This is a genomic window from Sediminicola luteus (assembly GCF_040566555.1).
Lineage (GTDB): Bacteria > Bacteroidota > Bacteroidia > Flavobacteriales > Flavobacteriaceae > Sediminicola.
Genome location: NZ_JBEWYP010000001.1, coordinates 129,936 through 150,774, shown reverse-complemented (window position 1 = coordinate 150,774; position 20,839 = coordinate 129,936). Strand labels below are relative to the sequence as shown.

Genomic DNA, 20,839 nt, shown 5'->3' with positions numbered 1-20,839 from the left:
ATTTAGATCTAATATTCATAATACAGCATAAAAATTGAAAAACGGCACGGTTAAGAACATAGAGAAGGAATTGTTATCGGACCACTGGTACAGCCTTCATAAAATCACTTTTGAATACCATAAGGAAGATGGAACTTGGGAAAAACAGGTCAGGGAAGTCTATGACCGTGGCAACGGGGCAGCCATTTTGTTGTACAATCGGGAAAAGGGAACGGTAGTGTTGACGAAGCAGTTTAGAATGCCCACCTATATGAACGGGAACCCTTCAGGTATGATGATAGAAGTCTGTGCCGGACTTCTGGATGGGGACCATCCCGAGGATTGTATCAAAAAAGAGGTAGAGGAAGAAACGGGATATCGCGTTCGGGAAGTGAAAAAGGTATTTGAATCCTATATGTCCCCGGGTTCAGTATCAGAGATTCTGCATTTCTTTATAGGTCAGTACGATGATCAGATGAAGGTAGGGGAAGGGGGAGGAGCTGCTCATGAAACTGAGAATATAGAGATCCTCGAATATGCGTTTGAAGAAGCCCTGGAAATGATACAAAATGGCACTATCAAGGATGCCAAAACCATCATGCTACTTCAATATGCAAAAGTCCACGAGTTATTTTAACCCGTTTGTTACGACTATTCCTTTATGCAGTCCATTCATAAAATAGGATTTGGAGGAGGATGCCATTGGTGTACAGAGGCAGTATTCCAATCGCTCAAAGGAGTGACTCATGTAGCGCAAGGCTTTATAGCCGCTACGGAACCAGAATCATCATATTCAGAAGCAGTCATCGTTTCCTTTAATGAGGACCAGCTTTCACTGCAAGAACTTATTTCTGTTCATCTTCATACCCACAACAGTACAGCGGATCATTCCTTAAGGACCAAATACAGGTCGGCCGTTTATGTTTTTGACGAACGGGAAATTTTGGGGGTTAAGGACATCTTGAAATCTTTACAAAAGGATTTTGTTGATCCTTTGATCACACAAGTTTTGCTTTATACAGATTTTAAGGCTTCGGAAGTACAGTATCGTAATTACTACTATTCCAATCCGGAAAAACCTTTTTGTGAGACCTACATTGCTCCCAAATTGAATAAAATTAAACTTGATTTTCCGGATCTCATTGATCAAGAAAAGATCAATACGTATCCCTCATCATCTCAAAAATTGTAGTCATTTCCTTTTTTAGGTTGGCTGAAGGCTGCCTATGGTGATTGTTCATAAAACTAAAGATCAGTGTTTTTCCAGAATTGGTCAGTAAATAACCGCTTAGACAATATGTATTGCCCATAGAGCCCGATTTGGCATATATATAGGGTTCTGGGTTTCCCTTAAACCAGTCTGAAAGTGTTCCATTTTCTCCTCCAGCAGGGAAAAGACGAAAGAGTCTGTCCTTTGAAAGATCTGCAAACATCTTTTGAAGCACTACTACCATAGATTCCGGAGTGAATAAATTGTAGCGGGAAAGGCCAGATCCGTCTACCCACCTGGGAGGTTGTCTAAGGGAAGATAATTGATTGGCGAGAATATGATCCCTCGCAATTTTGCCATTTAAGGTATCTGACAAGGAAGAGGATGAAAGTATTAAAAGTTGTTCCGCTATAAAATTATCACTTTCGTGCATCATTCTTTTATAAAGGGAATCTGAAGGAATGCCATATAAAATATCCTTAGGACCACTTGGCATCTCAGCTATTAGTCCAATCTCCCTATCTAAGGCCTTTTCCAAAAACATCTTCGTAACCTTGTTATTTATGATAAAAGGCACCTCTAATGTATCCTTACGGCTTGGATCAAAATAAAAAATGTTTTGGTGTAATTCTCTTTTTTTACCAGAAACCGAGAAAACGATGCTATCTCTAAATGAGGAGGGAGTCACCCTAAGAGTATCTAATTTACTTATGGAAGTTATGTTGCCATAGAGTGGTAAAGGGCTTCTAGCCGGGGCATAATATTGGTCGTAATCCTCCCACGACCATCCGGGACCAAAATCTTCCTCGACAAAATTAGTCAGATGAAGGGCGATATTCTTCGACTTCGCTAAAAAATGAACCACCGTACTATCTTTTAAAATTGGATGTAGTGAAGAAGGATCACCCGTCCCTTGAACGTAAAGCGTATCGTTTTTGGAAATATATTTTAGACTTGGAATCTGCTCCGGTAATAATTGAAGGGCAGTATAGAGGGTAAAGATTTTGGTATTACTCGCCGGTAGAAAGTATTTTTCCGAATTATACTGGAAAAGTGTGTCCTGGGTTGCCGGATTAATTATGATACAACCGGTAAATTGATTCTCAAAATTGCCGCTATTGATTATATTGTCTATGCTCTTGTTTAGCTTCCTTTCTCTAGTTGCGGAGCACCCTATTAAAATAACTGATAACAAGAAGATTACGGTTGTTTTGTTCATAAAAACCAAGTGCCCACAAGAGCTATGTTAATTGATAATTTTCTATCCCAATTGGAAATTATTCTATTTTTAACGAAGATAATACAATTTTTTCCCTCTCAATTCGTTAAATTAGCGGTAATAACCTATTATAAAAAACCTTGAAATATGGCTAAAGCTATGCTGGAGTATACCAAAACTGTGCTTCAAAAAGTTAGTTTCGACTCAATGCTGTTTTGTAAGGAGTTGGAAAAAGCGATTTCCAGATTGCTACCCGTAGAGGTAGAGGAATTAAAACATTGGTTAAGACAATTCATAACCGACAAGCCAGAATTAAAGCAATGTTTAATTTACATACAACCATAAATATAAAAGCCACTTGATCAAGTGGCTTTTATATTTTTTGGAGGTTCAAAAACTAATTTTTCCTAAACAAATCTTTAAAAAGGAAAGATTTAATTTTCGGACAAGGGAAATCTACCCTCCTTTTTATCCCATAAGTTAGATGCCTTCAGGAAAATTTAAATAGTTGTTATTTTTTGGTGATCGGACTTATGATCTTTACATCTTGAAAGGCAATGGCACCCCTGACCACGCTGGCAATAACTTCTCTAATAGCCTCTGTGATCTGAATTTTCAATTCACTTTTATGATATATCAAACTCACCTCCCTGGCAGGAGAGGGACTGTTGAAATATCTTAAATTTAGTTTTTTCTTTTCATCCAGCTCCAAGGTGTTTAGAAAAGGCAAAAGCGTCATTCCCAATCCTTCATTGGATAAATTCACCAAGGTTTCAAAACTTCCGCTCTGAAGTTGAAAATGGTCATCCTCGAAACTTTTGGTTGACTTACAAAGATTAATGATTCCATCCCTGAAACAATGTCCGTCCTTTAACAAGAGCACTTCGTTTATATCCAAATCTTCTGGGTTTAGCGTCTCTAATTTGTGCAATTTATTGTTCGGCGGCACATAACCAACAAAAGGTTCGTAATATAAAGGACGTTCCTTTATAAACTCCACCTCTAATGGTGTGGCCGCAATCGCTGCATCCAAATGACCGTCCTGAATATTCCGGATAAGTCCATCTGTGTTTTGTTCCTTTATAATCAAATTGACCTTGGGGTATTTTTTTATAAATGTTTTAAGGAACATGGGGAGAAGGGTAGGCATAATGGTTGGAATAATGCCCAAGGTAAATTCCCCTCCTATAAAACCTTTTTCTTGGTCTACGATATCCTTGATGCGGTTGGCTTCGTTGACAATATTTTTAGCTTGGGAGACTATCTTTTGACCGACCTCGGTCACGGAAATTGGTTTTTTACTTCGATCAAAAATCAATATGTCCAATTCGTCCTCTAATTTTTGTACCTGCATACTCAAAGTAGGTTGGGTTACAAAACTCTTTTCAGCTGCGAGGGTAAAATTTTGATATTCGGCAACCGCCAAAACATACTGCAATTGGGTAATGGTCATAACAATAAAATTAAGTGATAAAATTATAAAAACTATCGATAAAACCTATACCATATAGCTGCTTTAATTTCTTAATTTTAAAGTCTAAATGATATAACTATGAAAATGAACAGTATAGGATTAGATGCCGATAAATCCATAATATTAAGTAAAGATTTGAACCTTTTGTTGGCTACCTTTCAGAGGTATTATCAAAACTTGAGAGGTATCCACTGGAATATTAAAGGGAAACGCTTTTTTGACCTTCACGTTAAGTTTGAAGAGTTGTACACGGATGCCAACTTAAAGGTAGATTTGATTGCCGAGCGAATCTTGACTTTGGGTGGAGTGCCACTACATACCTTTGAGGACTACATCTCCAATTCCAAAGTTCCGGTTGGTAAAAACATTTCAGAAGATGAGGCAGCCATCAGATTGGTGGTAGATTCGTTAAAGGAGCTATTGGTCATAGAACGTAAAATATTAGCTGCTTCAGATGATGCAAATGATGAAGGAACTAATTCCATGATGAGTGATTTCATTACCGAACAGGAAAAAATATTATGGATGATGAAAGCATGGTTAGACGAAGCCATTTAGAAAATACGGTTAGAATAATTAAAGCTTACCAACTGGTAAGCTTTTTTGTTTCCTCCGACCAAGGAAAGGGATATCACCTTTTTAAAAATATCGATGCGTTAGCGATAACGTAAAAGGCGTTAAAGTCAAGTTAAACGGGCAATTTTATAGATATTCCCACTCAATTTTTGTAAATTATTTTAAATAAAAAAAAGCTATATGACAGAAGTAAAAGCATACGCAGCCAAGACATCGGATTCGGAAATGGTTCCATTTAAATTGGACAGAAGGGATGTAACGGCAAATGACGTGAAAATAGATATTGAATTCTGTGGGGTTTGCCACAGTGACTTGCACCAAGTGAGAAACGATTGGAAGAATTCTGTTTATCCGGTTGTGCCAGGGCATGAGATCATAGGTCGTATTACAGAAATTGGGGCCAATGTCACAAAATTTAAAGTAGGACAATTGGTAGGTGTAGGGTGTATGGTAGATTCTTGCCAGAAATGTAGCGCCTGTAAAGATGACATGGAGCAATTCTGTGAAAATGGGGCCACCTTTACCTATAATGGAGCTGACAAGCACTTGGGCGGACATACCTTTGGAGGATATTCAGAGCAAGTGGTGGTTGATAAAGAATTTGTATTGAGTGTTCCTGAAAATTTAGATCCAAGGGCTGCAGCACCATTATTGTGCGCGGGTATCACCACCTATTCTCCCTTAAAACATTGGAATGTAAAAAAAGGGGATAAAGTAGGGGTTATAGGACTTGGAGGACTTGGACATATGGGAATCAAATTCGCACATGCCATGGGAGCCCATGTAGTGATGATTACAACATCTCCCTCTAAAAGTGGCGATGCCAAAAAATTGGGAGCGGACGAAGTTTTGATATCCAAAGAAGAAGAACAGATGAAGAAGCATGCCGGTTCTTTTGATTTCCTATTAAATACCATTCCTGTAGGACACGATATGAACCCTTATGTGAATCTTTTGAAAAGAGATGCCACAATGGTATTGGTTGGAGCTATAGAGCCTCTGGATCCTTTACATGGTGGAAGTTTGGTCATGGGACGTAAACGTATTGCAGGTTCCTTGATAGGGGGTATCAAAGAAACCCAAGAAATGTTGGATTTCTGTGGGGAGCACAATGTAGTTTCAGATATAGAAATGATAGACATGCAGAATATTAATGAAGCCTTTGACCGTCTGGTGAAGTCAGATGTGAAATATCGCTTCGTTATTGATATGAAATCATTAAAAAACAGTTAATTAACGTGTTTGAATAAATTGTTTAAAGGCCTTCGGTTTACACCGAAGGCCTTTTTTTATGATACGTATTATTTTCCTCCCGTATCTTCGTATGCTGAAAGGCTGACCATTATTTATTATGCAGACTTGTAACGGTTTTTGGGTTTTGGAATTATGGTTACCTATGCCAAATGACTAGCCAGTAATCCTAATAACCATCTAACATTCAGAGTTATATTTTTTTCGATAACGTGCAGTTCATCGAAAAAATACATCAGGTTAACGAAATATGTTTATCTTCACTCTATCCCAAATCCTAAATGCTATTAACCTATGCCATAAGATTACTTCCTGAAATATAGAATTTATACCTTCATATCCTTACCTAAAAGATATGTTGAACCACATTAAAGGAACTGATTTTATGTGCATAAAATGCTTGTGCCATGAAAACCCCGAAAAACAATTCCTCCCTTTCATTAAAGGGTAACCAGCTATCCGTTGTATTTCTTTTTTTAGTATTACTTCCATTGTCATTTTCTTTAAATGCACAGGAGGAAAATCCTTATCTCAAATACGATGTGCCTTTTCAAAACCTGCTTAAGTTCAATAGGTTTTTAATCAACCCTACCTTTTCTACTGTTAGGGAGGATAAATCCTATATCAACTTTTTTCATAGGAGTCAGTCTGCCTATTATGAAAATAATTCGCAAAATTACTTTTTAAGTTATAGTGGTCGGATTAATGACCGTACCGGATTGGGGCTAAGCCTTTACAATCAAACAGAGGGGGTGGTAACAAATATTGGCATATTGGCCAATTATGCATATGGGGTTCGTTTGAGTGCAAATAGCGTTTTCTCCTTTGGCGTTAATATTCCCTACTATCGCAGTAATGTGGACCAAAGTAAAATTGTGACCGGAGAGGAAGACCCGTTTTTGGATGGGTTGAATGAAAGCTCCATTTTGGCTTTCCAGCCAGGGATGAATTTGGCTATGGGAAAATTTGATATCGGTGTTTTTGCGGAAAATTTGGTCGATTTTAATCTAAAAACTGGAAAATCGTTGACCAATTTCAATGAAAAGACCTTTTCTACACACCTTCAGTATACTCATGGGCTAAGCAATAAAGGTGGTGTTTTTGAGGATGGGCGACTTTTGCCCTTGGCAAGGATAAGATTCAGAGGACAGGAAAGCATTGAATATGGAGGTGGGATAATTTTGGATCTTCCCAAAGTAGGGTGGTTGCAGGGAGGATATGATAGTTTTTACGGAGTTTCTGCCGGGACAGGGTTTAATCTAAGTCGCAGATTATCTTTGGGCTATAATTTTGAAAAAGGCTTGTCCAACAATTATGAAAATTTCGGGGTGACCCATGAAATTTCCGTAGCCCTTTCATTTATACCAAAACTCACGGAGGATATGGTGAATTTGGATACTGACAGCTATCAATCATTTGCTGTTGAGGAAACTCCGGCAAATAATGAAAAACAATCCTTGATTAAGCATATGGATAATTTTGAAGGGAATAAAGGCGAAAACTATGCCCTCCTTCAACAACTTCAATTTCGATTGGATTCCCTGGAGTCCAATAGGGAAAGGGATCTGGAACGTCGATTTGAAATGGTGATGCGCATCGTTAAAAGGGAAACCAAGGGAACCCGACCAGATTTAGAGGAAACTGCAAAAAAGGTTTATTTCGTGAACAACGATAAAGCAATACCGAATTATACAGAATTAGTAGATCATTTGATTACCGACCCCAATACGGAGGATATAAAAGTAGTATCAAATACCATTGAGGAATATAATTCAACGGTAAGGGAGAGACCGGAATACAATGACCCCCAAGACATAATCACCCGTAAGTTTGGTAAAATTCCTGGGATAGACCAAGGGCACTATATTGTGGCCAATGTATTTGGCAATAAGGCTTATATGGACAATTTTGTTAAGGAATTAAGGGCAGAGGGTCTAGACGTAAACCATTTCAGAAATCCCGAAAACGGATTGAATTATGTGTATCTGGCACATTTTAACGATAGCCAGGCTGCCAGGGAGGCATACGTTACCAAAATGAATGGCAAGTACGGTAAAGAAATGTGGATCATGGATATTGATGATTCTCGTTATTCGGGGATGGCTACTTTGGAGTTTTCCGAAGAATAAGAAAAGGAGGAATGCTTTTACCTTATTTTTTTTTATTCATATGATAGGCAATTGCACTAGACCCTGGACAACCCTTGATTTTTAGTTCTTGGATAATATTGGGGTGATCATCTTTTCGGCCTTGGGATAATTTATAAGCGGCCTGGATTTCACTGATCACTATTTTAAAACCTATGATACCCCTGGTTTGCTGCATGACACTTGGCGACAAATTGTCTAAAGAAAGGGGATTGGCTGAATCTTGCTCATATTTATCGACCAATTTATGAAGGGATGCCAGTACATCAGCATCTTCCATTAGGACTAGTTTCCCATACATATGAACGGCAATGTAGTTCCAGGTGGGTACTTCTTCCTCTTTGTACCATGAAGACGATACATAACTATGTGGGCCATTAAAAATACAAAGCACCTCTTGGTCTTCCTTAAAATCTTCCAATTGCATATTGGCTTTTGAGATGTGGCCTACCAGGACATCTTGCCCGTCTTTATCCACATCCAATTCCAATGGAATATGGCTTGCCCAAGGTCTGCCTTTCACCTGATTGACCAAGATACCAAAGCTGTTTTCCTTGACAAATTCCTTTACTTCGTCTAAGTTTTCATTTTTATAATGTGCAGGAATGTACATGCCGTGTTGGTATTTGTTTTAATAAATTAATCGTGATGTGTTTTCGAAGAAGCGGCCACTAATTTGTTGATCCCGTTCAGTTCTTGCTCCGTAAGGTATCGCCATTTACCAACGGGCATATCCAAATTGATGTTCATTATCCTAACCCTCCTTAATTTAACCACTCTGTAGCCCAAATGCTCGCACATTCTTCTAATTTGTCGGTTTAGGCCTTGGGTAAGTACAATTTTAAAAACATTTCTGCCTACTTCCTCAACATGGCATTTTCTGGTTACCGTATCCAATATTGGAACCCCTGCGCTCATTTTTTGAACAAAATCACGGGTAACGGGTTTGTTCACGGTGACAATATATTCTTTTTCGTGGTTGTTCCTCGCCCTGAGGATTTTATTGACAATATCCCCATCACTGGTCAGTAAAATAAGACCTTCGCTGGGCTTGTCTAAACGACCTATTGGGAAGATACGCTTAGGATATCCTATAAAATCGATAATATTATCCTTTTCAACACCTGTATCGGTAGTACAGACAATGCCTATGGGCTTGTTAAATGCTATATAGACTTGTTTTTCTTTAGGCTCAGTTATTAGTTCCCCATCCACACGCACTTCGTCACCGGGAACAATTTTGGTGCCCATTTCGGGCACAGCGCCATTTATGGTTACTCTTCCCTGCTCAATAAGTTTATCGGCTGCCCTTCTTGAGCAGTATCCTACCTCACTCAGATATTTATTTATTCTTGTTGATTGGGCTTCTTCCATAAATAGCTTTTCTTTAATTCTGATTTTAAATTCCCTTTACGGCTGCCTCGGCACACCTTTCTCCATCCATGGCAGCGGAAACAATACCTCCCGCGTAACCTCCACCTTCACCACATGGAAACAGGCCTTTGATCTGTGGATGTTCCAATTCTTCATTTCTTGGAATATTTACAGGCGAAGAGGTTCTAGATTCTACACCAACTATATTGGCCTCGGCTGTATAATAGCCGTGCATCTTATCACCAAATGCCTTAAATCCGGTTCTTAGCCTACTACCAATAAGTTTGGGTAATAGGGAATGTAATGGGGCCGATTTTAATCCTGGTTGATAGGAGGTGTCATTTAAATCAACGGAGAGCTTTCCTTCAACAAAGTCGGTAAGTCTCTGGGCAGGGGCGGTCTGACTCCTGCCACCAGCAGTATAGGCCAATTTTTCCAGATCTTTTTGATATTCCAAGCCTTTTAGTGCCCCAAAGTGATCGTATTTCGGAATATCCTGTTCAACATTTATTTCTACTACTATGCCAGAATTGGCATATAGGTTATTTCTTCTGGACGGCGACATGCCGTTAACGACCACTTCTCCTTCTGCAGTGGCGGCCGGAACAATAAATCCGCCTGGACACATACAAAACGAATATACACCTCTATCCTTCACCTGCTGTACCAAACTATACGCTGCGGCAGGCAGTAATTCATTACGTTCCCCCTCACAATGATATTGGATGCTGTCTATTATATGCTGTGGATGTTCTACCCTTACCCCCATGGCAAAGGACTTCGCTTGAAGCATAACATCCTTTTTGTGCAATAAATAATATATGTCCCTTGCAGAATGACCTGTGGCCAAAATCACGGAATTTACCTTCATCTCCGTGCCGTTTTTTAAAACAAGGGCCTGGAGGACGTTGTTTTTGATGATGAAATCCACAACCCGACTTTCAAAATGAATCTCGCCGCCATATTCTAAAATGGTCTCCCTTATATTTTCCACAATTTGGGGCAACTTATTGGTGCCTATATGGGGGTGGGCATCTATCAATATTTGCTCGGTGGCACCATGGTACACCAGATTCTCAAAAATTCTTCTTACATCGCCTCTCTTAAGGCTTCGGGTATATAACTTACCATCGGAATAGGTGCCGGCCCCGCCTTCCCCAAAACAATAATTGGAATCCTCATCTACCGTATGTTGTTGGTTAATGGCTCTTAAGTCGCGCCTTCTTTCCCTTACTTTTTTTCCGCGTTCGAGAACAATTGGCTTATAGCCGAGCTCTATGCATCTTAGAGCGGCATACATCCCTGCAGGACCAAAACCGATTATATGTATCTCCTTGGCCTTGGATACATCTTTATAATCGAATGTATACCCAGAATTTGTGGGCATAGGTTCTTGGACGTAAACAGCAACTTTATAATTGAAATAAATCTGAGGTTTCCGGGCATCAATGGACTTTCTGATAATTTGAATACCATTGATCTCTTTTTCATGGACATGCAGATGATAGGCGGCTTTTTTTTTCAAAATGCCCTCCATTGTTTCTTCTTCGATACTGACCCGTAGCTGAATTGTTTTCACCATGGTGCAAAATTAAGGTAATTCTTATAATAAAGAAGATGAAAATAGCTTGGGTTACTAATTGATTTAAAAACAGATTTACCTGGTGAATAAGATGTGCAGACTAGATATAGATTATTTATTGTATCATTTATTTATGCGAATGAGCACATGGACACAGGAAAGAAGATATACTTTAGCAGTATCATAAGTAGGTTAAAAATTTAGTTTCTTCGAGTAAAGAATTCTATTTTGAAAAAAGAGGATGTAGGGGTACATCCTCTTTTTTGTTTTTAACAATTCCAATAAGAATTATTAAGTAAGGTAAATATAGTCTGCAAAGCTGTTGGGGGAATATTTTGTTGCGATTTATTGCAGCTTTATATCGAGAATAAGGTGTTTGGATAAAAGTATCGATTATTTATTGTATTACTTATTTATGTGATTGAGCACATGGACACAGGTAAGAAGGTATACTTTAGCAGTATCATAAGTAGGTTATAATTTAGTTTCTTCAAAAGAAAACTATTTTGAAAAAGAGGATGTAGGGGTACATCCTCTTTTTTAGTTGTATAAACCTGTGAAATGTATCCCGAACCCAACTTCTTGTGACCATCCCCCAAACAGATACCTTTACAATCATTCTTTTCCTGCCAAAAGAAATTCCTAGTCGCTTTGTTTTTTTATAAATTTTTGAGGCCTTGTTTGTTCGATGAGCCAAATGAACCCATTATTTGGTGTACTGCACAAAGCGGAGACATAGGGAACTACAGGTATTTCTTCCAATGTGACTTTTCAGATGAGTAATTATCATCTCTTGATATTTTAACATTTACGCCCCAAGTGATGTATGTACATAGACAATCAAAGGTTTTTTTAAATGTTGAAAATTTACGAGAATCATATTCGGTTTTTTTCTATATTTAATGTAATGAAACAAAACGGTTTTTGCTGTTTCACAAGCAGTTGACGAAAGCTGTGTTACGTTAGGACCCAGCTTGGTTCTCATAAATTCCATCCCCCTAAAGACGTTCTCCTATATTAATCTCCTTGAGGAGATTGGGCAATTCCAAGGTTAATCTAAAAAAACCGGAAGGATTTGTAGTACGCAAATGTTATAGTCCCTTAAAGCTTATGTGGGATTATATGCTAGGCGAAGAAGCAGTTGTAATCTAAATCCAGACATATGAAAAGAGTAGTCTTAATTTTAGGCATCCTGTTCTTAATGGGAGCCTGTAATGAAATCAAATCCAAGGAAGAACCTTTAAATGAAGGGAAGGACATTGCTATGGTGAAGGAACCCTCCATTTCGGTTGAACGGGGCAAATACCTTGTCAATACCATTGGTTGTACGGATTGTCATACCCCTAAGATGATGACCGAAAACGGACCAGAACCTAACCCGGAATTATTTTTGTCCGGACATCCTTCATCAGAAAAATTACCACCGCTAGACCCATCCAACGTAAAGGGATATCTGGCGTTTAACATGGGGCTTACCGCCGCGGTTGGGCCCTGGGGGACTTCATTTGCTGCAAATCTTACCCCGGATAATACTGGGATTGGTAATTGGACAGAAGAACAATTCCTGACCTCAATAAAGGAAGGCAAGTATAAGGGAATAATGAACAGCCGAACATTGTTGCCTCCAATGCCTTGGCAGCAATACAGGATGTTGACCGATGACGACCTGAAGTCCATTTTCAAATACCTCGAGACCATAAATCCCATTGAAAACGTTGTTCCTAGCCCTGTACCTCCTACAGGTAACTGAGAAAAGAACCGTTCCTGCAGGACGTATACGTTGAAGCGGATTTGCCAAGACCTGACAAAAAGGCGAAAGCCAAGATTTAAGAATTTTTATAAAGTGAAAAACCAACCGGAAAATTCTCGGTTGGTTTTTTTTGCAATTTTATGGCTGTTAAATTCCTTGTTGTTTCAAATGTCAGGGCATGGTCTCCTAGAGTTTAGGATACAGGCTGCCGCTCTTTACTTACACTGGGATATCCTATTTTCCATTTACTGGCATTAAATCGCGGAAAAAATATTTAGGTCTATTCAATGTTGGAATGTTGGATATACACTAGGGCTATGGGGTTTCATTTTTTAATATGCCCTAGTTATTCATCAATCTTCTACCAAAACAACTTTCCATCCCCGAATAATTACAGTTCGGCACTTCTTTTTATTAATCCTGCTTGGTTTGTCACAAATTTGATTTAAAAATTTTAAAGAACACAGGTATGCAAAAACTAGCATTTATTCTTGCCGCTTTTATAATAAGCATAATGGCAAGGGCAGAAGACGGCACACATGATAGGAGTTTGGCTCAATCCAAGCAAACATTGGGAGGGCCTAATTCTATAGGGCCAATCAACAGCATTAATTCTATCAATAAAAAGAGAATCTCTAAGCTTGATTTTAATTTGGAAAAAGCAAACCAAGACTTAAGAATTGAAGAAAATTGATCAAGATGGTGCCTTTCAACTTTTTGCTAACTTTAACCAGGGCAATAATTCAGAGCCATTTTCCTAAAAATGGTTGGGATATGCTCAATAAACTATAAATAAATACCATGCTTAGATTTTTTAAGGAATTGGGAAAAGGATTCATAATTGGCAATGCCATCTTCATTGTAATATTGGTAAGCTATTATGTAAAAGGTACTTCTGTATTTTTTGATGAGAAGCTATTTGAGGGATATTTGGATACCATTGTTTATGCGGTGACCATCTATCTCGCCAATGCATATATATGGATTTATCTCAGTAAAAAATATGGCTCAGGTCTATTTACTTTGAAAAATATGGTCATTGGTTTCTGCAGCAATATTGTGATATCCGTATTAGCCATATTAGTGGTGAGGATAGTCATAAATGTTGGGTTTGGGAATATGTCCCTCTCCGTGTTTTTGGCATCAGAAAATTTGACTTTCTACTACCTTGCTTTTTTGATTGCCTTGGTGTTGACCTTGATTTTCTATTCATTTTTCTATTACAGATACAGACAAGAAAATAAAGTAAAGGAGCAGAAGATTATTGCCGGTACGGCTTCTGCAAAGTTCGATGCCCTTAAGAACCAATTGGACCCACATTTTTTGTTCAACAGTTTAAATGTATTGACCAGCCTGATTGAAGAAGACCCGGTTCAGGCCCAAAAATTTACCACTTCACTTTCTAAAGTATATAGGTATGTACTTGAGCAGAAAAATAAGGATTTGGTGACGGTAGATGAGGAATTGGAATTTGCCAGGACGTATGTGAGATTGTTGAAAATGAGATTTGAGGACAGTATTATTTTTCATATTCCCGATCAAAGCAATAACCCAGAGGCCAAAATAGTGCCCTTATCCTTACAACTTTTACTGGAAAATGCGGTGAAGCATAATGTGGTAACCTCAAAAAGGCCATTACACATTAAGGTATTTGAGCGTAATGGGATGTTATGTGTCAGCAACAATCTACAGGAAAAGCAAGTTGTAAAGAAAAGCAGTGGGGTAGGGTTGCACAACATACAACAGCGATATCAGATTTTGACCGATAAAAAAGTAATTATCAATAAGACAGCATCAGAATTTAGCGTGCAACTCCCGATGCTGGTTAAACAAATTTCAATTATGCAAACACAAGAAAATTATATAGACGATAAACGTTATCAAAAAGCAAAAGAACGCGTAGAAGCAATTAAGTCCTTCTACGGAAACCTGGTTTCCTACTGTATCGTAATACCCATTTTGGTATATATCAATTATAGGACCACCAGTTTTCCATGGGTTATTTTCCCTGCTTTGGGTTGGGGTTTTGGAGTAATTGCCCATGGCATGGAGGCCTATGGCTATAATCCCATATTTGGAAAAAGTTGGGAGGAGCGCAAAATGAGGGAATATATGGAGGACGATAATTTTTAGATTCCTATGTTATTATTCAAAGGGAGAGAAATACAATTCAGTCCAATAAAAATGCAGTTGGGTAAGGATATTTTACTTAGATCGCCTTTAAGAATTAATTTTATATAAAGAAACCTAATTAAACAAAAAACGATAATCATGGAATCATCAGACAGAGAGAATAAGTACTTAAGAGCTAAGGACCGTGTTGCGGAAATCAAGAAGTTTTATTCTAATCTCATCTCTTATGCGGTATTTATTTCCTTTTTGGCTTTCATTAACTACTACACTAACGAATGGAGTTATCCCTGGTTTTTATGGGCAGCCTTTGGATGGGGCATAGGCCTGTTTTTCCAAGCTTTGAAAGTGTTTCAGTTCAATCTTCTCTTTGGAAAAAATTGGGAACAGCGTAAAATAGAGGAATTTATGAAGGAGGAGGAGAATCAAAGAAAATGGGAATAATAAAGTATCGAAGAAGATAAAAAACATAAAAATGGAAAATAAAGATTTAATTAAAAAGGAAAGAGCCCTTCAACGGATTAAGGAACTTAAGGAATTTTATATTCATTTAACAGTTTATATAGCCATTAATAGCTTTATTTCCGTGAACAAGGTGATCAGGAATATGAACAATGGGGAAACCTTCGAAGAAGCATTTTTAGACTTTGGGACATTTGCTATTTGGATCTTTTGGGGAATTGGCCTTGCCTTTCATGCTATGAAAGTATTTTCCTTTAATCCGTTTTTCGGTAAAGATTGGGAGGAACGTCAAATTAAAAAGTACATGGAGAAAGAAGAAAATGAATCCAAAAAATACCTGTAGATGAAAACTGACAAGACATACCCAACAAGTTTCCAAAAAGCAAAGAAGCGTTTGGAACAACTAAAAAGCTTTTACACCCATCTATCGATCTTCTTAATCGTAAATGTCGTGCTAGTTGTCGCATACTTTTTCTCTAAGCCATCTATCTTTCAAGAACTAACAAATAAGGAATTCATAAACTGGGTTGATTGGAATGTTTTGTTGACGCCTTTAATCTGGGGTGTCTTTTTAATAGCACATGCCTTCTTTGTTTTCCAATGGAAATTGCCCTTCTTAAAAAGGTGGGAGGAAAGGCAAATTAACAAAATCATGGAAAAGGAAAATCAAGGAATTTGAAATTGTACCTTTAATCTCTAGAACCAATTTATACCAACCATATACCTTTTTAAATGAATACCATAATTATTGAAGATGAAAAACCTGCGGCAAGAAGATTGGGAAGATTGTTGTCCGATTTAAATGTTGAGGTAACCGTGATGTTGCATTCTGTTGAGGAATCTATTTTATGGTTCAAAAACAATCCCCACCCCGATTTGATTTTTTTGGACATTCAACTTTCAGACGGACTTTCCTTCGAAATTTTTGAGGAAGTTGAGGTGCATAGTGCCATTATTTTTACTACCGCTTATGATGAATATGCCCTCCAAGCTTTTAAGTTAAATAGCATAGATTATTTATTGAAACCTATCGATGATGAAGAGTTGGAAAGTGCCCTAAAAAAGTACAGTTCGCTACGTGTTAATAAGCAGCCTATTGCCATCGATTTTGAGGATATAAAAAAGTTGTTGGTGAACCCATTGGAACGGGAATATAAAAAGAGATTTACAGTGAATGTCGGACAGCATTTAAAAATTATAAATGCAGATGATATAGAATGTTTTTACAGTGAGAACAAAGGAACCTACGCGGCAACTATTGAAGGTAGAAATTATTTATTGGATACCACCTTGGACAATCTTAACGAAGAGCTGGAGCCCAAACAATTTTTCAGGGTAAGCAGAAAATTCTATGTCAATATCAAACACATTAAAGATATAATTTCCTACACCAATTCTAGGCTGCAAATCAAGTTAAATCGGTTTTCTGAACAAGAAATCATCGTAAGTAGGGAGAGGGTAAAGGATTTTAAGTTTTGGTTGGAATAAGGGTATTTAATAATCTGGAATAGAACATGTTAAATCCATTAAAAAAGCACTATAGAATTTTCTTATAGTAGAGAAAATTAAGCTTTTTGACCCTCTAATCGATCCTGTTTTCATCAAAAGCGGACGGTAGGAGTTTGGGGATCAATTTAATAAAAATTGGCAACAAAACAGCCCCTCCAGGGAGTATGAAAATGGCGAGGGAAGGAATGCTTTTAAAAATATCGATGAGCTGATTTTGTACTTTTTTCTTTTCCTCAGGTGTTAGATCCCGCATGGTAGATTTGGATAAAAGGGCTACCAATTCTTTGCTTTCTGACAGTTCTTTAAGTAACCTTTTACTGTTTCTAAGGATTAATTTATTTACAATTTTAGACATGCTTTCGTAAAATTGTACGGCCAAATTGTGGTCTTTTAAATGAGGAACTTTGTTGGCATTTAACTGGAAAAAAGTGGTGACATCTTCCAAGGATTCTGCAATATTTCCATGGTCAAATCCAAGGTCTTTTCCGATGCCATAAATGAAGATGGATTCCTTGTATTCAAGTGAAAAATCTTCCCAAACTGTAAGGCAGGAAACATCTAAAAAATACTGATTTTCCTGTACTGAAAATTGACTGTTAAGTTGATCCCTATAAGCCCCATCGAAATTATTTTTTTGTCCGTCAATAAACGAAAGGGACGAGGCAAATAATTGTGCCAATCGTTCATCGTTCTTATTTTTCTCCTTGGAATTTAGGGTGTGATATGTAAGATTTATGGTAATATGTTCTAAATCCTGTGCGTGTTTTTTAACATCGATATGTCCTTGTAAATATCTCTTAAATGTAAGGGTATCTATAAAAAGCAGAGAATTTGTAATGATACTATTAAAGGTCTTACTAATTACATTATCCTCCAGATAAACACGGGAATCAATCAATTTTTCCAATTGGGAGGAGGTTTTCTTTCCTGTCAATATTTTGTTCAGAAAGGAGATCTGACTTACTTCCAAGAGTTGGTAGAACTTAAAAATGGATTCTAGAAATTCTTTAAAATCTACCTTTTCTTTTTCAAAAGCATAGGTAAAGTAAAGAGCCGTAAGGAGATTTACTTTGGCATTCTCATCTTCTGTAAGATTGTGTTCAGCTGCTATGAATTCAGGGACCGATATGTTAATTCCATATATGAAACCACAGGTTTTTAAATCGCTGTAGAGTGCATCAAAATTTGTGTAAAGATCCGGCTTATCCTTTACTAGTGATCCAAACTTATCTATCCAACCTGATGAAGAGGGATTCATTACCTATTTATTTAAAGGATCAAATTAACGGAAAATATGTGACTTTATAATTTTTGGTCCTTTAATATATATGAAGGTTAAAATTTACTTAACAAATAATTAACATATAAAACCAAACCCTCCCAAACTTAGTTGCGTAGGTAAGGCAGAAACAAAATCTAAAAACAAAGAGTAATGAAAAAAACAAAAATTTATTTAGGCCTGGCAGTATTAGCTGTAGCTAGTATTATTTTGGTGTCTGCCGACCACATTGATGCACCTTCAACAAAAGGTACCACTGCTGATATTGCAGACTTTTACGGATTTGAACCTACTGTTGGTTCAGACAACACCGTTTTTGTCGTAGATATTCAATCAAGTGTATTGCCTGAGTTGCCTTATGGGGAATTTGATGAAAATGTATTGGTGGAGATAAACATTGATACCGATGGGGATTTGGTAGAGGATAAAGTGATCCAAGCCATTCCAAGAGATGGTAGAATGTATTTCTTTGGACCTGTTACTCCTGGTCAAACAGGATTGGACAGTCAAGTATTGGTTGACTCACCTTTAGGCGATGTTGAAATCTCAGGAGCTACTGCCATTACAGAAACTACTTCTAACGGAGTAAAATTGTTTGCTGGACCAAGACAGGATGCTTTCTTCTTTGACTTTTTCCAATTCAACGCGGTGATAGGTGGAATGGCTCCAGGAGGGTTTAAAACATCTGCAGAAGCCGAGAACACATTTGCCGGAGCTAACACTATGTCTATTGTAGTAGAAATTCCAAACAGTGTAATTGGTAACACAACAGCAACAAACGCATTGGGAACTTCAGTTTATAAGACCTGGGTTACTACAAACGTAAAACAATAACAACATTAACTTAAAAAGAATTACAATTATGAAACTATATAATATAAAAACTACTTTCTTGTCGCTTTTGGCTCTAGCAGCATTGGCTTCTTGTAGCAATGACGATGACATGACCACAATGGAACCAAATCCAACCCCAATGGGAACAGATTTTTCAGGAACCTATTCCCAAGCAGATCACATGGGAAGACCCGGTATCAATACCGTTCTTAGTTTTGATATGATGGGTGAAGCTAGCGTTAAAGATGAATTTAACGTAACAATACCTTCAGAAATGGGAAAATTCCAGGTAGGGTTTGAAGCTAGGTTGGAACAATATTATGATGTGTATGCTGATTTATTGGGTGCCCCAAGGGAAGATGTAAACTACGAACCTAATATCTTAGGATTGGACGCTACTACCTTGACTACCGTATTGGCTAGCGATGCTTTGGATATTGCTCCAAATACACCAACATCTTATTTCAACGGTACCGAAGTTTTAACTGGTCGTGCATTGACCGATGACGTTATCGATATTTCTTTGATCCTTCTTTTTGGAGGTGAAACAGGAGATCGTTTCAGTGGCCAGGATACAGATGGTGATGGTACTGCAGATTTACCACGCTTAACTTCTGATGGGGTGAGCTTAACAGCAACTCTTTCTACATCATTCCCATACTTGGGATCTCCAAACTAGTATTATTATCTATGAAAAGGAGAGTAGGGGAGGATATTCGTATCCTCCCTTATTTTAAAATATTACAATTTCAATACACCTAAAAACATTGATCATGAAATATCTATTCCTATTCGTACCGCTGTTATTCTTGTTCTCTTGTCAAAACACAGAACAATCACAAGTAACGAATCAAAAAGACTACGATAAATTTTTAGTATCCAGCCCATCAAGGACCACATCCAAATATTATGAGCTATGGAACTCAAAAATTAAACCAGATAGTATGCAACTTACCAGCTTTGGTATTGTAGCTGGTGAATACAACCGTTATTTTCAGAATACGGGCGACATTACTTATTTAAAAAAGGCTGAACAGGCTTTGGTAAAAGCTGTAGAGATTGCAGCCATTGGAAAAGCAGGATACCAAAGGGACCTTGCCAGAAATTATATTTCACAGCATAGATTTAGGGAAGCCTTACAATTGGCAGAAGCCGCCCGTTTATGGGGCAGTGGGATAGAGGATACCCAGAGTCTACTTTTCGATATCCATATGGAATTAGGGAACTATCCCAAAGCAGAAAAATACTTGGACAGTATCAAGAATATGTCTCAATTTGGGTATTTGATCCGTGCTGCAAAATGGAACGATCATAAAGGGGATTTGGATACCACCATTCGTTTTATGGAAATGGCGAAACAGAAAGCCGAAGATTCCAAGAATACTGGTTTAATGCTCTGGTCCTATACCAATATTGCTGATTATTATGGACATGCAGGAAAAATAAAGGACTCCTATGACTATTATTTAAAGTCCTTACAATTGGATCCTAATAGTGCCTATGCTAAAAAAGGTATTGCTTGGATCGTATATTCCCATGAAAACAATCCCAAGGAAGCCTTGCGAATCTTGGATTCTGTAACAAAAGATTACAGTGCACCGGATTATTATTTGTTGAAATCAGAGATCGCAGCTTATCAGAACAATAAGTTGAAGTCTCTTTCAAATTTGGATAAATATTACGTGGCAGTTCAAAATCCTGCCTATGGTGATATGTACAATGTCTATAATGCATCTTTATATCTTGAAAATACGGGTCAATACGAAAAGGCTTTTAAGATAGCGGAAAAGGAAGTGCAAAACAGACCAACACCACATTCTTACGACCTTCTTGCTTATAGTTACTTAAAAATTGGCGAAAAGGACAAAGCTATGGAGGTGGTTGAAAAACATATCGATGGCAAAACATTTGAACCAAATATACTATACCACACGGCTGAAATCTATAAGGCCAATGGCAAGATGTCTAAAGTAAATGAGCTTAAAAAGGAGCTAGCGGGTGCAGCATATGAGCTTGGACCTGATATGGCCAATAAAATTTCCAAACTCTAGGTAAATATCATT

Annotated in this window: 22 protein-coding genes; 16 read left to right on the top strand and 6 right to left on the bottom strand. The window is 37.7% G+C overall.

Annotated features, from left to right (window positions below):
* The first annotated feature begins 34 nt into the window (after positions 1 to 34).
* Together nudK and ABXZ32_RS00645 are read left to right on the top strand one after the other, a co-directional pair.
* On the top strand, positions 35 to 616 hold the full coding sequence (gene nudK, locus ABXZ32_RS00650) for a GDP-mannose pyrophosphatase NudK (RefSeq protein WP_354616763.1): 582 nt from the start codon (positions 35 to 37) through the stop codon (positions 614 to 616).
* Between the two features lie 24 nt (positions 617 to 640).
* Complete coding sequence (locus ABXZ32_RS00645) at positions 641 to 1,171, top strand: peptide-methionine (S)-S-oxide reductase (RefSeq protein WP_354616762.1); 531 nt, start codon at positions 641 to 643, stop codon at positions 1,169 to 1,171.
* On the opposite strand, the gene ABXZ32_RS00640 is transcribed toward ABXZ32_RS00645, so the two are convergent.
* A complete protein-coding gene (locus tag ABXZ32_RS00640; RefSeq protein WP_354616761.1) occupies positions 1,137 to 2,408 on the bottom strand; it encodes a D-alanyl-D-alanine carboxypeptidase in 1,272 nt (423 codons plus the stop codon). The genes ABXZ32_RS00645 and ABXZ32_RS00640 overlap by 35 nt on opposite strands.
* Positions 2,409 to 2,555: 147 nt before the next feature.
* Between ABXZ32_RS00640 and ABXZ32_RS00635 the strand changes: the two genes are divergently transcribed.
* Complete coding sequence (locus ABXZ32_RS00635; RefSeq protein WP_354616760.1) at positions 2,556 to 2,753, top strand: hypothetical protein; 198 nt, start codon at positions 2,556 to 2,558, stop codon at positions 2,751 to 2,753.
* Between the two features lie 166 nt (positions 2,754 to 2,919).
* Here ABXZ32_RS00635 and ABXZ32_RS00630 read toward each other — a convergent pair whose 3' ends face one another.
* A complete protein-coding gene (locus ABXZ32_RS00630) occupies positions 2,920 to 3,861 on the bottom strand; it encodes a LysR substrate-binding domain-containing protein (protein ID WP_354616759.1) in 942 nt (313 codons plus the stop codon).
* A 99-nt stretch (positions 3,862 to 3,960) separates the two neighbouring features.
* Between ABXZ32_RS00630 and ABXZ32_RS00625 the strand changes: the two genes are divergently transcribed.
* The 3 genes from ABXZ32_RS00625 to ABXZ32_RS00615 all read left to right on the top strand — a co-directional run bounded on the left by ABXZ32_RS00625 (position 3,961) and on the right by ABXZ32_RS00615 (position 7,838).
* Positions 3,961 to 4,440 (top strand): Dps family protein, encoded by a 480-nt coding sequence (locus ABXZ32_RS00625; RefSeq protein WP_354616758.1) that lies wholly within the window; start codon positions 3,961 to 3,963, stop codon positions 4,438 to 4,440.
* A 198-nt stretch (positions 4,441 to 4,638) separates the two neighbouring features.
* Positions 4,639 to 5,691, top strand: coding sequence for an NAD(P)-dependent alcohol dehydrogenase (locus ABXZ32_RS00620; RefSeq protein WP_354616757.1), 1,053 nt, complete (start codon positions 4,639 to 4,641; stop codon positions 5,689 to 5,691).
* A gap of 425 nt (positions 5,692 to 6,116) precedes the next feature.
* Positions 6,117 to 7,838, top strand: a complete 1,722-nt coding sequence (locus ABXZ32_RS00615) for a PorP/SprF family type IX secretion system membrane protein (protein ID WP_354616756.1) — start codon at positions 6,117 to 6,119, stop codon at positions 7,836 to 7,838.
* Positions 7,839 to 7,860: 22 nt separating this feature from the next.
* Here ABXZ32_RS00615 and ABXZ32_RS00610 read toward each other — a convergent pair whose 3' ends face one another.
* Genes ABXZ32_RS00610 through ABXZ32_RS00600 form a run of 3 tightly spaced genes read right to left on the bottom strand, consistent with a single transcriptional unit; the run spans position 7,861 to position 10,812 of the window.
* Positions 7,861 to 8,469 (bottom strand): FMN-binding negative transcriptional regulator, encoded by a 609-nt coding sequence (locus tag ABXZ32_RS00610; protein WP_354616755.1) that lies wholly within the window; start codon positions 8,467 to 8,469, stop codon positions 7,861 to 7,863.
* A 26-nt stretch (positions 8,470 to 8,495) separates the two neighbouring features.
* Positions 8,496 to 9,230, bottom strand: a complete 735-nt coding sequence (gene rluF / locus ABXZ32_RS00605; RefSeq protein WP_062054840.1) for a 23S rRNA pseudouridine(2604) synthase RluF — start codon at positions 9,228 to 9,230, stop codon at positions 8,496 to 8,498.
* A 25-nt stretch (positions 9,231 to 9,255) separates the two neighbouring features.
* Positions 9,256 to 10,812 (bottom strand): NAD(P)/FAD-dependent oxidoreductase, encoded by a 1,557-nt coding sequence (locus ABXZ32_RS00600; protein WP_354616754.1) that lies wholly within the window; start codon positions 10,810 to 10,812, stop codon positions 9,256 to 9,258.
* Between the two features lie 1,162 nt (positions 10,813 to 11,974).
* On the opposite strand from ABXZ32_RS00600, the gene ABXZ32_RS00595 reads away from it, so the two are divergent.
* The 7 genes from ABXZ32_RS00595 to ABXZ32_RS00565 all read left to right on the top strand — a co-directional run bounded on the left by ABXZ32_RS00595 (position 11,975) and on the right by ABXZ32_RS00565 (position 16,642).
* Positions 11,975 to 12,562 carry a c-type cytochrome gene (locus ABXZ32_RS00595; protein WP_354616753.1) on the top strand — a complete coding sequence of 196 codons (588 nt, stop codon included), beginning with the start codon at positions 11,975 to 11,977 and terminating at the stop codon, positions 12,560 to 12,562.
* 469 nt (positions 12,563 to 13,031) lie between these two features.
* Positions 13,032 to 13,256 (top strand): hypothetical protein, encoded by a 225-nt coding sequence (locus ABXZ32_RS00590; protein ID WP_354616752.1) that lies wholly within the window; start codon positions 13,032 to 13,034, stop codon positions 13,254 to 13,256.
* Positions 13,257 to 13,363: 107 nt separating this feature from the next.
* Positions 13,364 to 14,695 carry a 2TM domain-containing protein gene (locus tag ABXZ32_RS00585; RefSeq protein WP_354616751.1) on the top strand — a complete coding sequence of 444 codons (1,332 nt, stop codon included), beginning with the start codon at positions 13,364 to 13,366 and terminating at the stop codon, positions 14,693 to 14,695.
* Positions 14,696 to 14,833: 138 nt separating this feature from the next.
* Entirely contained in the window at positions 14,834 to 15,136 is a 303-nt protein-coding gene (locus ABXZ32_RS00580; protein ID WP_354616750.1) for a 2TM domain-containing protein, read from the top strand.
* A 31-nt stretch (positions 15,137 to 15,167) separates the two neighbouring features.
* Positions 15,168 to 15,497 (top strand): 2TM domain-containing protein, encoded by a 330-nt coding sequence (locus ABXZ32_RS00575; protein ID WP_354616749.1) that lies wholly within the window; start codon positions 15,168 to 15,170, stop codon positions 15,495 to 15,497.
* The gene (locus ABXZ32_RS00570; RefSeq protein ID WP_354616748.1) at positions 15,498 to 15,833 is read left to right on the top strand and encodes a 2TM domain-containing protein; all 336 of its coding nucleotides are present in this window, start codon (positions 15,498 to 15,500) and stop codon (positions 15,831 to 15,833) included. It abuts the gene before it with no gap.
* A 53-nt stretch (positions 15,834 to 15,886) separates the two neighbouring features.
* On the top strand, positions 15,887 to 16,642 hold the full coding sequence (locus tag ABXZ32_RS00565; protein WP_354616747.1) for a LytR/AlgR family response regulator transcription factor: 756 nt from the start codon (positions 15,887 to 15,889) through the stop codon (positions 16,640 to 16,642).
* Positions 16,643 to 16,736: 94 nt separating this feature from the next.
* On the opposite strand, the gene ABXZ32_RS00560 is transcribed toward ABXZ32_RS00565, so the two are convergent.
* Positions 16,737 to 17,921, bottom strand: coding sequence for an LETM1-related biofilm-associated protein (locus ABXZ32_RS00560; protein WP_354616746.1), 1,185 nt, complete (start codon positions 17,919 to 17,921; stop codon positions 16,737 to 16,739).
* Between the two features lie 174 nt (positions 17,922 to 18,095).
* Here ABXZ32_RS00560 and ABXZ32_RS00555 point away from each other — a divergent pair, with 174 nt between their 5' ends.
* From ABXZ32_RS00555 to ABXZ32_RS00545, 3 genes are all read left to right on the top strand, one after another.
* A complete protein-coding gene (locus tag ABXZ32_RS00555) occupies positions 18,096 to 18,776 on the top strand; it encodes a DUF4331 family protein (RefSeq protein ID WP_354616745.1) in 681 nt (226 codons plus the stop codon).
* Between the two features lie 28 nt (positions 18,777 to 18,804).
* A complete protein-coding gene (locus ABXZ32_RS00550) occupies positions 18,805 to 19,455 on the top strand; it encodes a DUF4331 family protein (RefSeq protein WP_354616744.1) in 651 nt (216 codons plus the stop codon).
* Between the two features lie 94 nt (positions 19,456 to 19,549).
* Entirely contained in the window at positions 19,550 to 20,827 is a 1,278-nt protein-coding gene (locus ABXZ32_RS00545; protein ID WP_354616743.1) for a tetratricopeptide repeat protein, read from the top strand.
* Positions 20,828 to 20,839 lie beyond the last annotated feature (12 nt).